The 14,032-nt window shown below is 69.4% G+C and carries 14 protein-coding genes; 7 read left to right on the plus strand and 7 right to left on the minus strand.

Features of this window, described 5'->3' with window-relative positions; translation table 11 throughout:
- The first annotated feature begins 44 nt into the window (after positions 1 to 44).
- Complete coding sequence (locus tag OP79_RS01180; protein WP_033317949.1) at positions 45 to 1,169, plus strand: magnesium and cobalt transport protein CorA; 1,125 nt, start codon at positions 45 to 47, stop codon at positions 1,167 to 1,169.
- Positions 1,170 to 1,249: 80 nt separating this feature from the next.
- On the opposite strand, the gene OP79_RS01185 is transcribed toward OP79_RS01180, so the two are convergent.
- Positions 1,250 to 1,678: a CBS domain-containing protein gene (locus tag OP79_RS01185; protein ID WP_033317950.1), complete on the minus strand. Its 429-nt coding sequence runs from the start codon at positions 1,676 to 1,678 to the stop codon at positions 1,250 to 1,252.
- Positions 1,679 to 1,842: 164 nt separating this feature from the next.
- Positions 1,843 to 2,475, minus strand: a complete 633-nt coding sequence (locus OP79_RS01190; RefSeq protein ID WP_033317951.1) for a nucleoside/nucleotide kinase family protein — start codon at positions 2,473 to 2,475, stop codon at positions 1,843 to 1,845.
- Positions 2,476 to 2,639: 164 nt separating this feature from the next.
- On the opposite strand from OP79_RS01190, the gene OP79_RS01195 reads away from it, so the two are divergent.
- Positions 2,640 to 3,119 carry an anthrone oxygenase family protein gene (locus OP79_RS01195; protein WP_033317952.1) on the plus strand — a complete coding sequence of 160 codons (480 nt, stop codon included), beginning with the start codon at positions 2,640 to 2,642 and terminating at the stop codon, positions 3,117 to 3,119.
- A 178-nt stretch (positions 3,120 to 3,297) separates the two neighbouring features.
- A complete protein-coding gene (locus OP79_RS01200; RefSeq protein WP_033317953.1) occupies positions 3,298 to 4,785 on the plus strand; it encodes a glutamate synthase subunit beta in 1,488 nt (495 codons plus the stop codon).
- A 92-nt stretch (positions 4,786 to 4,877) separates the two neighbouring features.
- On the opposite strand, the gene OP79_RS01205 is transcribed toward OP79_RS01200, so the two are convergent.
- Positions 4,878 to 5,141, minus strand: a complete 264-nt coding sequence (locus OP79_RS01205) for a DUF397 domain-containing protein (protein ID WP_033317954.1) — start codon at positions 5,139 to 5,141, stop codon at positions 4,878 to 4,880.
- A complete protein-coding gene (locus tag OP79_RS01210) occupies positions 5,142 to 6,002 on the minus strand; it encodes a helix-turn-helix domain-containing protein (protein ID WP_033318128.1) in 861 nt (286 codons plus the stop codon).
- A gap of 179 nt (positions 6,003 to 6,181) precedes the next feature.
- Here OP79_RS01210 and OP79_RS51240 point away from each other — a divergent pair, with 179 nt between their 5' ends.
- Both OP79_RS51240 and OP79_RS01220 read left to right on the plus strand, forming a co-directional pair.
- Complete coding sequence (locus tag OP79_RS51240) at positions 6,182 to 6,775, plus strand: ATP-binding protein (RefSeq protein WP_078491546.1); 594 nt, start codon at positions 6,182 to 6,184, stop codon at positions 6,773 to 6,775.
- A 38-nt stretch (positions 6,776 to 6,813) separates the two neighbouring features.
- Positions 6,814 to 7,275, plus strand: a complete 462-nt coding sequence (locus OP79_RS01220) for a hypothetical protein (RefSeq protein WP_033317956.1) — start codon at positions 6,814 to 6,816, stop codon at positions 7,273 to 7,275.
- A gap of 470 nt (positions 7,276 to 7,745) precedes the next feature.
- Here the strand turns inward: OP79_RS01220 and OP79_RS01225 are convergent, their stop codons facing one another.
- The gene (locus OP79_RS01225; protein ID WP_033317957.1) at positions 7,746 to 9,119 is read right to left on the minus strand and encodes an amidohydrolase; all 1,374 of its coding nucleotides are present in this window, start codon (positions 9,117 to 9,119) and stop codon (positions 7,746 to 7,748) included.
- 161 nt (positions 9,120 to 9,280) lie between these two features.
- On the opposite strand from OP79_RS01225, the gene OP79_RS01230 reads away from it, so the two are divergent.
- On the plus strand, positions 9,281 to 10,234 hold the full coding sequence (locus tag OP79_RS01230) for an endonuclease/exonuclease/phosphatase family protein (protein WP_033317958.1): 954 nt from the start codon (positions 9,281 to 9,283) through the stop codon (positions 10,232 to 10,234).
- Between the two features lie 47 nt (positions 10,235 to 10,281).
- On the opposite strand, the gene OP79_RS01235 is transcribed toward OP79_RS01230, so the two are convergent.
- Both OP79_RS01235 and OP79_RS01240 read right to left on the minus strand, forming a co-directional pair.
- Positions 10,282 to 12,192, minus strand: coding sequence for an FUSC family protein (locus tag OP79_RS01235; protein ID WP_033317959.1), 1,911 nt, complete (start codon positions 12,190 to 12,192; stop codon positions 10,282 to 10,284).
- Between the two features lie 584 nt (positions 12,193 to 12,776).
- The gene (locus tag OP79_RS01240; RefSeq protein ID WP_033317960.1) at positions 12,777 to 13,508 is read right to left on the minus strand and encodes a DUF7873 family protein; all 732 of its coding nucleotides are present in this window, start codon (positions 13,506 to 13,508) and stop codon (positions 12,777 to 12,779) included.
- A gap of 165 nt (positions 13,509 to 13,673) precedes the next feature.
- Here OP79_RS01240 and OP79_RS01245 point away from each other — a divergent pair, with 165 nt between their 5' ends.
- Complete coding sequence (locus OP79_RS01245; RefSeq protein ID WP_033317961.1) at positions 13,674 to 14,015, plus strand: DUF5713 family protein; 342 nt, start codon at positions 13,674 to 13,676, stop codon at positions 14,013 to 14,015.
- Positions 14,016 to 14,032 lie beyond the last annotated feature (17 nt).

The raw sequence follows: 14,032 nt of genomic DNA on the forward strand, positions 1-14,032 counted from the left end.
CAGGCGCAGAGTGCGGCGCAAGGAGATCCACGAGGAGATTCCAGATGTCGATGGCAGGGAATCTGCGGAAGGTCACGGGCCTGGGCAGGGTAGGCGGCCTTCGCAGGGTGGCGCGGTTGCGGCGGCGCCCCCGTGTGGACCTGAGTCACCCGGCCCGGTCCCCGCTGGGCTCCGCGGTGGTGAACTGCGTGGCGTACGAGGACGGGACGAGAGTGCCCGGCGGTCGCGATCTCGTCGAGACAGTGGAGCAGATCAGCAAGGCCGGCGACGGCTTCGTCTGGCTCGGGCTGCACGAGCCGACGGAGGCGGAGTTCGCGGGCATCGCCGAGCTCTTCGACCTGCACCCGCTGGCGGTCGAGGACGCTGTGGACGCCCATCAGCGCCCGAAGCTGGAGCGGTACGGCGAGACGCTGTTCGCGGTGTTCAAGACGGTCTGTTACGTCGATCACACCGAACTGACCGCGACCAGCGAGGTGGTGAACACCGGCGAGATCATGGTGTTCGTCGGCCACCACTTCGTGATCACCGTGCGGCACGGCCGACACGGTTCGCTCGGCCCGCTGCGCGAGGAGCTGGAGGCCGATCCCCAGCAGCTCGCCAAGGGACCGGCCGCGGTGCTGCACGCGATCGCGGACCACGTGGTCGACGACTATCTGAACGTCACCGACTCGGTGCAGGCGGACATCGACCAGGTCGAGACGGATGTGTTCGCGGAGAGCGGCGCGCGGGCCGACCCCGGGCGCATCTACCAGCTCAAGCGTGAACTCCTCGAGCTGAAGCGGGCGGTGGCGCCCCTGAACCGCCCGCTCATGGATCTCGCCACCCGACCGATACGGGTGGTCGATCCGGAGATACAGGCGTACTTCCGGGACGTCTCCGACCATCTACTGCGGGCGACCGAGCAGATAGCCGCGTTCGACGAGCTGCTCAACTCGATTCTGCAGGCGCACCTCGCGCAGGTCAGCGTCGCGCAGAACGAGGACATGCGGAAGATCACGGCGTGGGCGGCGCTGATCGCCGTGCCGACGATGGTCTGCGGTGTCTACGGCATGAACTTCGAGCACATGCCGGAGCTGCACTGGAAGTTGGGTTACCCCATGACGCTCGGTGTGATCGCCACTGCCTGCTTCGTCCTCTACCGGGGCTTCAAGCGCAACGGCTGGCTGTGACACCGGCCGTGACGCACCTCCTCCGACACGGCCGGCCGGACGGACGAGAGCGCGTTCCCGGTGGCGGCGGGATCCCGACGTCAGCGTGTGGCGGTCCTCGCGTAGACGCTCTCGGCCCAGTGCGCGAGCTGGTCATCCGTCAGATGCGCGGCCAGATCGGCCTCGCTGATCATTCCGACCAGACGCTTGTTCTCGATGACAGGAAGGCGGCGGATCTGGTGCCCCTGCATTTCGCCGAGCACTTCGCTGACATCGGCGTTCGCGTCGATCCAGCGCGGTGTGCCCTTGGCCATCTCGCCCGCGGTGACGCGTGCCGGGTCGTGCCCCATGGCCACGCAGCCGACCACGATGTCGCGGTCCGTGAGGATGCCGCAGAGCCGTTCGTTCTTGTCGCTGATGGGCAGCGCGCCCACATTGAGCTCGCGCATCAGCTGGGCGGCGCGGTCCAGAGTCTCGTGGGCGGGGATCCACTGGGCACCGCGGTGCATGATGTCTCCGGCAGTGGTCATGAAGTACCTCCCGATGCCGGCGAGCCGGCGCGGCGCGGGGACGCACCGCTAGTCCCGGCGCCCTACATTCTCGTCGGGCGGGAGGCAATACGCACCCGCAGGTGCCCGGATTCCGGCGGCCCGGTTCTTGCACGAGTGGTCCGGAGCCGCTCGCCGAAGTCAGGTCAGCCGTTCCATGCCGGGCGGCGCGGGTCGTCCGCGCGTACCAGGATGTCGGCCGTGTCACCCGGGGCCACCTCGCTCTCGTAACGCTCGTACGCGGGAAGCGTCCAGTGCTCGCTTTCAGGGGTGCGCCGGCGCAGGGCGCCCTGAGAGAGGCGTACATGGACGGTGAAGTCGAACGGGAACCAGTGGCGTAGAAGCAGCGGACCGTGCAGCAACAGCAGAGTGCCGGGCGGGAGTTGGACATAAGGGCTGCGGGTGGCGCGGTCGGCGACCGGGTCCCAGAGGTCGGGCAGGACGCGGCCGTCACCGCCGGGGTCCAGCGGGCCGAAGACCTCGCGCCACAGGGCGCCCGTGTCGAACCAGCCGTCGTAGTACGCCTCCACGTCCTGGTGACCGTGCTCGAACCGGAGTGACGCGGGGCGCAGGAAGCCCTCCGTGCCGACGACGAGGGCGGACCGGCCGCGCAGGCGCAGCGCTTCGGCCACGCGTTCGGCGAGCTCACCGGGGTGGGCGGCCGGCGCTCCGTCGAAGGCGATACGCGGCCAGGGGCTGCCGTCGTCCGGTTTCAGGTCGAGGAACCGCTCGGCGAGGAAGTCGCCGAGCCGTTCCCAAGTGATCGCTTCGAGTCGCACAGGGCCATGATGCCGCGCGGGCGAATGGACACCGCCCGGCGCCCCAAGCCGAGCGGCTCGCGTATGCCCCCGAGCCCCTCGCCCATGGTGACCCTGGTCGTACCGGACTTCACTTGTGGTGACAGGGAGCGCCAGGCAGGATTTTTCAACATGCGGGAGTTGCCATGATCGATGGACCGTACTTCGTACTGACGGTGCTGGGTGTGCTCGGTACGGGGCTGGTTGCCGGAGTCTTCTTCGCGTTCTCGACCTTCGTCATGAGGGGACTTGCCGCGCTGCCACCGGCGCAGGGTGTGGCCGCGATGAAGTCGATCAACGTGACGGTGTTGGCGCCGGCCTTCATGATCGCGTTCGTCGGGTCGGCCGTGCTGTGCGCGGTGCTCGCGGTGGTCACGTTCGTACTGTGGCCCGACGAGGGCACGGTGGAGTTGCTGCTCGGCAGCGCGCTGTATCTGTTCGGCTGCTTCGGGGTCACGATGGTCGCGAACGTCCCACGCAACGAGAAGCTGGCCACGATGGACCCCGGCACCCGGGAGGCCGCCGCGTACTGGTCCTCGTACATGAGCGAGTGGACGACGTGGAACCACGTCCGCACGGCCGCGTCCGCCGCCGCGGCGATCTCGTACGTGCTCGCACTCGCCTGAGGCGCTGAGGCAGAGGCGCATGCGCCGGCGCGCACCCTGAGGCGTGCGCGCCGCGGGCGACGTATCGTGGCGGAAAGAGTCTGCCGCAAGGCCCTACGCGTCCGCCCCCGGCCCGCCGCCCCGGCCCGGAGGCCGGATGCCGTACGGGCCCCGTTCGCGTATGTAAGGGAAGACGGCCATGGCCGATCCCAAGGGTTTCCTCAACGCCTCCCGCGAGGACTGGCCGCGCCGCCCCGTCGAGGAGCGGGTTCGTGACTGGGACGAGGTGTACGTCCCCGGCGCGCTGCTGCCCATCATCCGCACGCAGGCCGACCGCTGTATGGACTGCGGCATTCCCTTCTGCCACGAGGCCTGTCCGCTGGGCAATCTGATCCCCGACTGGAACGACCTGGTCTCGCGCGACGACTGGCGCGCGGCGAGCGACCGACTGCACGCCACGAACAACTTCCCCGAGTTCACCGGGCGGTTGTGCCCCGCGCCCTGCGAGGCGGGCTGCGTGCTGGCGATCAACCAGCCCGCGGTCACCATCAAGAACGTCGAGGTCGCCATCGCCGACCGGGCCTGGGAGGAGGGCTTCGCGCCGCCGCGACCGCCGGACCGGCTCTCCGGGCGTACGGTCGCGGTGATCGGCTCGGGGCCCACCGGCCTTGCCGCGGCACAGCAGTTGACGCGGGCCGGGCACACCGTCGCCGTGTACGAGCGGGACGATCGGCTCGGCGGGCTGATGCGGTACGGGATACCCGAGTTCAAGATGGAGAAGCGGCATCTGGAGCGGCGGCTCGAGCAGATGCGGGCGGAGGGAACCAAGTTCCGTACGTCGACGGCCGTCGGCCGGGACATCGATGCCGCCGGGCTACGGGCCCGCTACGACGCCGTCGTGCTCGCCGTGGGTGCCACGGCCTGGCGTGAACTTCCCGTGCCGGGGCGGGAGCTGGACGGCATACACCAGGCGATGGAGTATCTGCCGTTGGCCAACCGAGTGCGCGAGGGGGACATGGAGGCCTCCCCACTGTCCGCGGCCGGCAAGCATGTCGTGATCGTCGGCGGCGGTGACACGGGCGCCGACTGCCTGGGCACGGCGATACGCGAGGGGGCCGCGTCCGTGACCCAGCTCGACATCTATACGCAGCCGGGCACGGAACGCGACGAGGACACCGAGCCATGGCCGACGTACCCGAAGATCTACCGGCTGTCGGCCGCGCACGAGGAGGCCCGCGAGCTGCGGACGGCGCCCTCGGCGGACGCCGACGCACGGCTCTTCGCGGCGTCCACGCTCCGCTTCACCGGCGATGCGAACGGGCACGTACGCGCGCTGCACCTGGTCGAGGTCGACGCCGAGCGCCGACCCGTCCCCGGCACTGGACGCCGGCTCCCTGCCGACCTCGTCCTGCTCGCCCTCGGCTTCTCGGGCCCCGACCGCTCCGACGGCCTCGTCGACCAGCTCGGCCTCGGCCTCGACCCCCGCGGCACGATCACCCGCGACGCCGACTTCGCGACCAACGTCCCCGGCGTGTACGCCGCCGGGGACGCCGCGCGCGGCCAGTCCCTGATCGTGTGGGCCATCGCCGAGGGCCGGGCGGTGGCAGCGGCGGTCGACCGCCAACTGACGGGGAGTTCACGGCTACCGGCGCCGATAGGGCCGTACGACCGGCCGATGACGGTGTGAGACAGCCGATGCGTTCAACTCGATATCAGTGCAGGGAAACGCGCCAAAAGGAGACATAAAGAGCAACAAATTAGGGGCAACGCACAACAGCCTCAAGACAGCAGGAAGTCCGCCTCCCCCGCCTTGGCGCCCTGAATGAACGCGGTCATCTCTCCGGGGGTGTAGATGAGGGCGGGTCCGTCCGGATCCGCGGACTGACGGACCGCGATACGGCCGTCGGCGAGTTTCATCGCCTCCAGGCAGTTGCCGCCGTTGCCGCCGCTCCAGGGCTTGTGCCAGCCTTCGCTGCCCAGCTCCCGTGCGGGCATGCCGTTGTAGATCCGCCCGTTGTGAACCCGGGCCTTGATGCGAGTCATTCACAGCTCCTTGCGGAGATCCAGGAGGATCTCGTTCGTGCGATGTGCTGTGGCGGCCTGCGCCGCCATGCGGTCCATGACCTCGAGATAGGTGGCCACCTCGGCACGCGCGTCCAGGTAGACGGCACCGGTCAGGTACTCGCTGTAGACCATGTCCGGAAGTTCGGGCACGGCAAATCGGAAGAGCACGAAGGGCCCGTACGTGCCCGCGTGCGGCCCCGAGGAGAACGGGGCTATCTGCAGGGTCACGTTCGGCAGTTTCGTGATCTCGAGGAGCTTGTCGATCTGGGCGCGCATCACCTCGGGGCCGCTGACGGGCCGGCGCAGGGCCGTCTCGTCCATCACGACCCAGAACCGTGGCGCGTCCTCACGCGTGAGCAGCTCCTGGCGTTGCATGCGCAGCGCCACATGACGCTCTATGTCCTCGGGTCTCGTCTGGCCGATGGCGCCGGATTCCATGACGCCACGGGCGTACTCCTCGGTCTGCATCAGTCCGGGCACGAAGTGGGGTTCGTAAGAGCGGATGAGGCCGGCCGCGCCCTCCAGGCTGACGTACATCGAGAACCAGCCCGGCAGGATGTCGTGGAACCGCTGCCACCAGCCGGGTTGGTTGGCCTCCTCGGCGAGGGCGACGAAGGCGTCGGACTCCTCCTCGGAGACGCCGTACGCCTTCAGCAGGAGCTGGAGATACGGGATCTTGAGAGCGACCTCGGCCATCTCCATGCGGCGGACGGTGGCGGCCGTGACGCGCAGTATGCGCGCCGCCTCCTCGCGCTTGAGCCCCGCGCGCTCCCTCAGGTCCAGCAGGCGCCGTCCGAGGACGACCTGCCCGACCGTCGGCGCGGACCGTGGCTCACTCACGTCCACCTCCACATAGTCCTGAACAGCCCGGGCGGCGCCCGGTGGGTACCCGGCGAGTACCCAACAGACGCCGCGTCACGTGCTGTTGCGTTGCAGTGTGCCATGGTCCTCTCGACACGGAACACTGCACTCTGCAATTTTCAGAGTGACTCTTGCCAAGTGTTCACGGCGGGGAGATAGTGGCAAGCGTGACTCCGCCTTCGTCGTTAAGAGCAGACGCCGCCGATGCCGCCGGGAGCCGGTTCGGTCTCGGCGCCGCCGATGCGGCTGCCGAGCGCCGGTTCCGTTTCGAGCTGGCCGCGCATCCGGGTTCCGCCGCGCAGGCCAGGCGCCTTACGCGCGCCCGACTTTCGGGGTGGGCCGTCTGTGAGGACATCTGCGACACGGCGGAGCTGGTCGTCTCCGAGCTGGTCACCAACGCGGTCGTGCACACGGCGAGCCGCCAGGTGGTGTGCGAACTGCACGACGGCGACGACCGGGTGCGAATAGCCGTACGCGATGAGGGGTGTGCGACGGGTGAACCCCACCCTTCGCCACAGCGCCCCGAGGAGGAGCACGGGAGGGGACTGCTTCTCGTCGCTGCGGTGTGCAGTGCCTGGGGCGCCCAGGATTCCGGACCCGGACTGCTGGTCTGGGCGGACCTTCCGCGATCGGCGAACAACGGCGCCGAGCCGCGGTCGGACCTGGGCTGGAGTGCGAGGAGCCGGCCGGCCCCAGCCGGCTCCTCGCGAACCGGCGCGGACGGGCTCTCCGCCGGGCACGAGTGGTTCTGAATCACTTCGACAACTCGAGAACGGACGGGGCTGGCTGAATGGGTGCGAGGGCTACGTCGGCCGGGGTGCCTCGGGTACTTCACCTGGACACGCTGGTTCGTCTGCGGCATTCGCTGCGGACCCCCTCCGGGGCCGAGGCGCTGCGACGTCTCACCGTCCCGGAGGGCATGCGCGCGCCGCTCGGCTGCGACGCGGTGGCGATGCCCGCGCGGTTCGGCCCCCTCCTGATGTCCCGGCTGCCTCGCGTCGGCTGTGTGTACGCCGACGATTCGCAGTGGTGGTGGCTGATCCCCTCCGACTCCGACGTCTCCCTGGAGTGGCCCTCGCCCACGCACTACGCGACGGGGGCGGTGGTCCCGGGCCCACCCACGCTTCCTCTCCCGGACCTGATCCACAAGCCGGACAGCACTCTTCCGTACACGCCGCCGATACCGCTGTATCTGGCGCTGTGCCGGGTCACGGGGACGGCGCCGGTGTGGTCGAAGGTGGTTCGCGCCTGACCTGGTCCGGCGCGAACCACCTTCGACCACACCACCCCCGTAGGCACCCCGCCCCACCGCCGGTGATACCCGCTCAGCCGCCGGAGGTGTCAGATACGACCACCAGGAAGGCGTCGGAAGTCAGGTCCATAACGACCTCGGCCTGCTGCCCTTCCAGGCGGCAAGCCTGCGCGAACTCCTCCGCCGGCCACGAACCACGCGGCCCACCGGCCGGAAAGCGCCCAAGCACTGTTCGCCCGTTCACCTTGCACCTCCATGTAGCGCTGCTCCCGTAGAAGCGCTGTTCTCCTAGAGTTAATAAACGCCAACCATGGGGGAAACGGATCGCTGAGTGACCGTACTGAGACGTAGCTGACACTCGGTTACTGCCTCGGTGTGAGTGATCTCTCAGCTTTCGTGACGTTTCGTGTCAGTCTTCGTACTCGTAGTGATATCGGGCCTCTTTCACTCCCGCCCCACGCCCACCGCTCTCAGGCGTCGTACTCCTGGATCTTCCTGCCATGGCTCCGGTCGAGCAGCGACGGCATCCGTTCCCCCAGCTCACCCACGATCCCCGGCACATCGAGCGTCAACAGCTCGCGGTCGCGCATGAGGACCCGGCCGTCGACGATCGTCGTGCGTACGTCGCTGGAGCGAGCGCTGTGGACCAGGGTGGCGGGGAGGTCGTGAACGGGCTGGGTGTGCGGGCCGGTCAGGTCGACGAGGATGATGTCGGCCTTGCGTCCCGGGGCGAGGCTGCCGATCTGCTCGCCGAGTCCGACCGCCCGCGCGCTCTGCAGCGTCGCGTGGTGCAGGGCTTGCCGCGAGGTCAGCCAGCGCGCGTCACGCTCCGTGAACTTCTGCACCAGCGCGGTGAGGGCCATGGCGTCCCACACGTCCAGGGAACCGTTCGAGGCGGCCCCGTCCGTGGCGAGCCCGACGGGGATGCCGAGTCCCCGCAGGGCGCGTACCGGAGTGGTGGTCGGCCAGGCGAACTTCAGATAACCGCGGGGCGCGCCGGCCACGGCGACCCGTCCCGTGGCTCCGGCGAGGACGGGCAGGTCGCGCTCCACGATGCCCGTGCCATGGGCGATGAGCAGGTCGACGTCGAGGAGCCCGGCGCCCTGAAGGATCTCGATCGGTGTGCGACCGTGCCGGGCCAGGCTGGTGTCGGTCTGATCGCGGTTCTCGGAGGCGTGAATGTGCACCAACAGGCCGTGCTCGCGGGCGAGTTGAGCGGTGGCGGCGAGGTCGGCGTCGTCGACGGTGTACGGGGCGTGCGGGGCGAGCGAGGTGGTGATGCGGCCGTCGGCTGCGCCCCGCTGTCGTAGCGCGAAGTCCAGTGACCGCTCGCGCCCTTCGGCCCCCTGCGAGGAGAAGTAGGCCTCTCCGAGGTTGGCGCGCATCCCGCAGTCGGCCACCACGGCGGCGACCGTGTCCATGGAGAAGTAGTGGTCCGCGAAGCAGGTGACACCGCCCCGGATCATCTCGGCGCAGGCGAGCCGTGCGCCCAACTCCACGTCCTTGTCGGTGAGGTTGGACTCGATGGGCCAGATGACGTCGTTGAACCATTCCTCGAGGGGCAGGTCCTCGGCGATACCGCGCAGGGCGACCATCGGTGCGTGCGTATGGCAGTTGACCAGGCCGGGCATCGCGATCTGGCCGTGCGCGTCGATGCGTTCGGTCGCAGGGGTGTCAGCGGGGGTGTCATCCGGGTCGTCGGTGGTCACGGTCTCGATGAGCCCGTCCCGTACGACGATGGTGGCGTCCTCGACGAAGTCGACCTGTTCATGATCGTCGTGCACGAGGGCGGTGCATCCGGTGATGATGAGATCGGCGGCGTTCTTCGCGTCGGGCGATGTCATCACGCCACGGTACGACGGGGTCGTACGGCCGGGTGACGTGAACCGTGCATCCGGTCCTCGCCCTGTCGCCGCAAGGGTTCGGCGCGCACTCTGGCGTCACCGATCCACGTCACCGTCCCACGAGACCTTCGACCGGCAGTGCTCCCCGGAAGGAGCCCGGCATGCTTCTCGGCACCTGGAATCTGGAGAACCTGTATCGGCCCGGCGGCCGGTTCGGACCGAGGAACGAGGCCGCGTACAAGGCGAAGCTCACCGCCCTGGCCTCGATGATCACGGATCTCGACCCCACACTGCTCGGTGTGCAGGAGGTCGGCGACCCGGCGGCGCTGCGGGATCTGGCCGACATGCTGGACGGCGACTGGCACATCGCGCTCTCGGAGCATCCGGACGGCCGCGGCATCAGGGTCGGCTTCCTCAGCCGCCCCGCACTGCGGGTACGGGCCGACACGAACGCCTTCCCCGCACCCCTGCGGCCCGTGCAGGGTGACGACGACGGTGAGCCGGTGGACCGTACGGGCCGCGGTCTGCTGGCGGTGGAGATCGCCATGGGGGCGATGACCCTGACGGTGGCGGTGTGCCACCTGAAGTCGAAGCTGCTGACATATCCGGGCGGACGGTTCCAGCCGCGGGACGAGGGCGAGCGGGCGCGCTATGGCGCGTACGCCCTCTACCGGCGGGCCGCCGAGGCCACGACACTGCGTGCGCTCGCCGACCAGTTCCTCGACGGCAAGGGCAGGGAGCGGAACGTGGCCGTCCTCGGCGACCTCAATGACGAGGTCGCCGCCGCCACGACCCAGATCCTCCAGGGCCCGCCGGGTTCCGAGATCAAGACCCCCGGCTTCGAACGCCCCGACAAGGGCGACGCGTCCCGCCTCTGGAACATCGCCCCTCTCATGGACGAGAAGCAACGATTCTCCCGAGTGCACGCCGGCCGCCCTGAGCTGATCGACCACATACTGGTCAGCCGCCTCCTCCTCGACCATGTGACCGGTGCGGGGACCGGGGCTCCGGCCCAGGAGGTCGCCACGCTGCCGTCGGTGGGCGACGATCCGAGTGTGCGCCGGGACGAGGCGGGGTCGGATCATGCTCCGGTGTGGGCACGAATACGGGTGTGAAGCTACGGGTGTGAGGGCGGCTTCCTCGGATCAGGCACGCAAGTTCATCAGGCGCTCAGGTTCAGCGGGTTCCCCGACCGGCCGTCCTCCGAGGTGAGCCCCGCCCGCTCCCGCTGCTCGACGAGTTCGTCGAGCAGGGTGGCGAGGCGTTCGGTGTGCTGGGGAGTGAGCTGTCCCGTGTCGTCGAGGTGGACGGCGCATGCGGTGGTCGTGTCCACGAGGCGTTCGAGTGTGGCCGCCACCTCGTCGGTGCCTTCCGTGTGCCGTGCCAGGGTGGGGAGTTCGGCGGAGGCGCGGTCGATCGCGGCGCGGGCATCGGCCAGCGTCCGATAGGCCTCGCGGCGCAGGGCCCAGCGCGCCGCCCGGTCGTCGGCCCCGCTCAGCACATGCGCCAGGTACGCGTGCGCCGCGTCGGCCGCCTGCCCCAGCCGGGCCCGTACGTTCCCGCCGCGCTGCCCCGGCGCCGGCAGGTGCCCGACGAGCAGCACGATCGCGCAGGCCAGCAGGGTCTCGCCGATCCGGCTCCAGGAGGCCTGCGGTTCGCCGCCGACCATGACGAGCGAGAGCACCAGGACGGTGACGACGGCGGTCTGGGCGGCGAAGTGCCGGGTGGCGATGGGGATCAGGGCACCGCTGATCGCCACGACCGCCACAAGCCCTCCCGGCTGGGGCAGCAGGGCCGCGAGCCCCGCGAAGAGGACGGCACCGAAGACGGTGCCCGCCGCCCGGTTCAGTACGCGCGAGACGAGCGGACCGAGGTCGGGTTTGACGAGGAAGACGGCGGTGGCCGGAAGCCAGTACCAGTGCACATGGTGCAGCGCCTGCGCGACGGCGGCACTCGCGCCGAAGCTCAGCGCCACCCGGAGCCCGTACTCGCGGCCTCCGGCGCCGGTGACCGTGCGCAGGAGGGCCCTGGCGCGGAGGGGACGTATATGCAGACCATGGCGCGCGGTCTGCTGGGCACCGAGGTCGATGGGCCCGCTGGAACCCTTGGGGGCGCTCTTCCCCCCGCCCCGGTCGAAGGCCTCGGCCGCGTGCAGCAGCGCGTCGTCGAGGGCCCGCAGCCCCGGTACGGAACGGGCGGGCGCGGGCAGCGGCCCACAGGCCTCCCCCGTCCGTACGGCGACAGCGAGCCGTCGCGGCCCCTCCGCCGCGCGCGCGGGCAATGCGTCTCCGGCCCAGGCGAGCGCGGTCGCGGCCTCGGCGAGGGGCAGCGCGGCGGCGTACTGCGCCCGCAGCCGCCGCTCGGCCGCGGAACTGGCGTACCGCCGCAGCCGCGGCCCCCCGAGCGCGTCCTGCGCGTGATCGAGCGCGGCGGTCAGCGCGGCGCGCCGGGCCATGGCCTCCTCACCGCCCACGGCGGCGAGCAACGCGGCGACGGCGTCGTATACGGAAGCGACGGCTTTCCGTTCCCCGTCGAAGCGGAAGTCACTGACCAGGGCCCCGGGCGTCGGCAGCACAAGCCGCAGCACAATGAGCCAGAGCGCACCACCGAGGAAGAACAACGCACGCTGCCACCCCGCTTCGGGCAACGGCATCCCGGCCCCCACAGCGGCCGCGACCAGCAACTGCGTCCCGGCTCCTGAAGCCACCGGCCCCACAGCGCTGACGGCCCCGCCCACCAGACCGAGCCCGGTCAGCCCCAGGGTCAGCAGCACCGCTCCGGCCTGCTCCCCGAGGTACGTCCCCAGGTACAGTCCCGCGGCCCCGGCGAGCGCCGGCACCCCGAGCCGCCTGATCGACGACCTCCGGCTCCCGGGCCGGTCGTTGATCCCGGCGAGCATGGCGCCGAGGGCGGCCACGACTCCGATGGAGGGACGGTCGACGAGGACGGTCACGAGCAGCAAAGGACCGGCGGCCAGCGCTCCCCGTACGACCGCGCTCCACGGCACGGGTCCCCGCTGGGCGCGCAGCGCATGGGTGAGCCAGGGAGGCAGAGCAAGGGCGGGGCGGGACACGGGGCTCCTGTCAGTACGAGGGCGGGGGTGTGCCTTCGGGCGACGTCGGCCGGGCGGTGGTGTGGTGCCCACGGTAGGCCGCGAACCTGGAGCAAATGCAACTCTCGCATTTCAGCGAGGTGAAGGACGGCGGGGAGGTCGCGTTCTTTATGAACGCAATGCGGATGAACGCAATGCGGGTCTACGGGTCTTGGGGCGGGCCTCCGGATTGCGGACGGCGTACCCACTTGAGACGTCCGTAAAAAGGAGCGGACCCGGGGGCGTAGCCGGCCCCCGAGCCCTGTGATGCCGCCCATGTCGCACGCCGGCGCGCTTGAGGACCCAGGTCAGGGTGAAGTCGCCGCGTCCTGCCTTTGGACCACCGCACATCGAGCTGTGCGGGCCGGACTTGAACCGGCATTTCGACGTCCGGGGCCTGGGCCCGGTTGATCCGGCGATCGGCGGCGAATGCTGAGTCTGGAGCAATAGTCTGAGATTGATCGCGGTTCCCGATCCGGGACCGCGCAGTCACGACAAGGCTCAGCTTCAGCTTTGCGCTCCTCGCGCACCCCGGCCGGTGGCTGATGGCCGGGGAGTCTCTGAGGCTACCCGAACAGGTAGCCGAACACGGCGTCACCGACCCGCTGGTCGACGACGTCGACGCCGTTCGCCTCTTCCCGCGCGAACTTGACGGCCTGCTGCAACTTCTCGACCCGGTCGAGCAGTTCGTTCACACGCCGGGCGGGGAGGGCACCCGAGAACTTGACGGTCGTCCAGTACCCGACAGGTATGTCCTCGTAGTACACCTCGACCTGCGCCGGATGCTTCTCGGTGGCTTCGGCCTTCACATGGTTCCGAGGCACCTTCTTCGTACGAAGCGTCCGGACCGGCTCGGTCTTCCAGGCGTCGGTGGACGGGTCCTGCACCCACGACTCGGAGGCGTCGAGCACCGGCAACTTCCGCACGAAGGCGTTGAGATCTGTGAGCTGCTTCTCCAGAAACAGCAGATAGGACACCGGCACATCGGCGACGAGCACCCGCCCGTCGACGGTGATGTCCGCCCTGGCCGAGGTGTTGGCCCAGTCCTTGGTGGCGGTCACATCGAACAGCCGCGTAAGGACCGCCGCGGTGTCCCGCAACACGTCCTCGGCCTTCACCTGCACCCGAGTCGACTCGGGCGGCAACTGCTCACCCTCCTCGTCCTTCGGCTGATACGTACGCGAGATGCCGGCCAGCAACGCGGGCTTCTGCAGCCCGTGGTGAGCGGACGTCAGGTCCTGATGGGACTTGGCCTTGACGCCCTTCTCGACTGCGATGATCTGATTGAGTTTCGCCACGTCGGAGACGGTAGCAGTAACAACTGGGCCTATACGAAGGGGTATTCGACGAGGTTCCTTCGCCACCGCAGTGACGGCGAACTAACCGGTCGAACTCAGGCGAGGCGTTGTCAGTGGTCTGGTACATGATCGGCAGTGTCAGTTCTTCCAGAGGGATGGGGCGCTATGCCGATCACAAACGAGCAGGTAGCGGAACGTGCGTTCCTGAAGCAGCTGTACGCGGACACGTACTTCCCCGATCACGTCCTCGACAAGGGCAGGGCGATCCTGCTGCGACTGTGCGAGCGGATCGAGGCCGAGCAGCCGTCGGATCTGACGGCCCTGTATGTGCTCACCCACGCCGCGACGGAGGAGTTCAACCTGCTGGAGGCGGAGTTCGAGGCAGCTGGCAGCGAGATCGAGACGGTAGCGCGGGAGGAAATCGCCGAGGACTTCGGGTTCGTGGCGTCGGCCTACGGGTTCAAGGACGCGGACATAGAGGAACTGATCACCACCCGGGACTGGTGAGCCACGACCGGGCTCGA

This window comes from Streptomyces yerevanensis, assembly GCF_000716805.1.
GTDB lineage: Bacteria > Actinomycetota > Actinomycetes > Streptomycetales > Streptomycetaceae > Streptomyces > Streptomyces flaveus.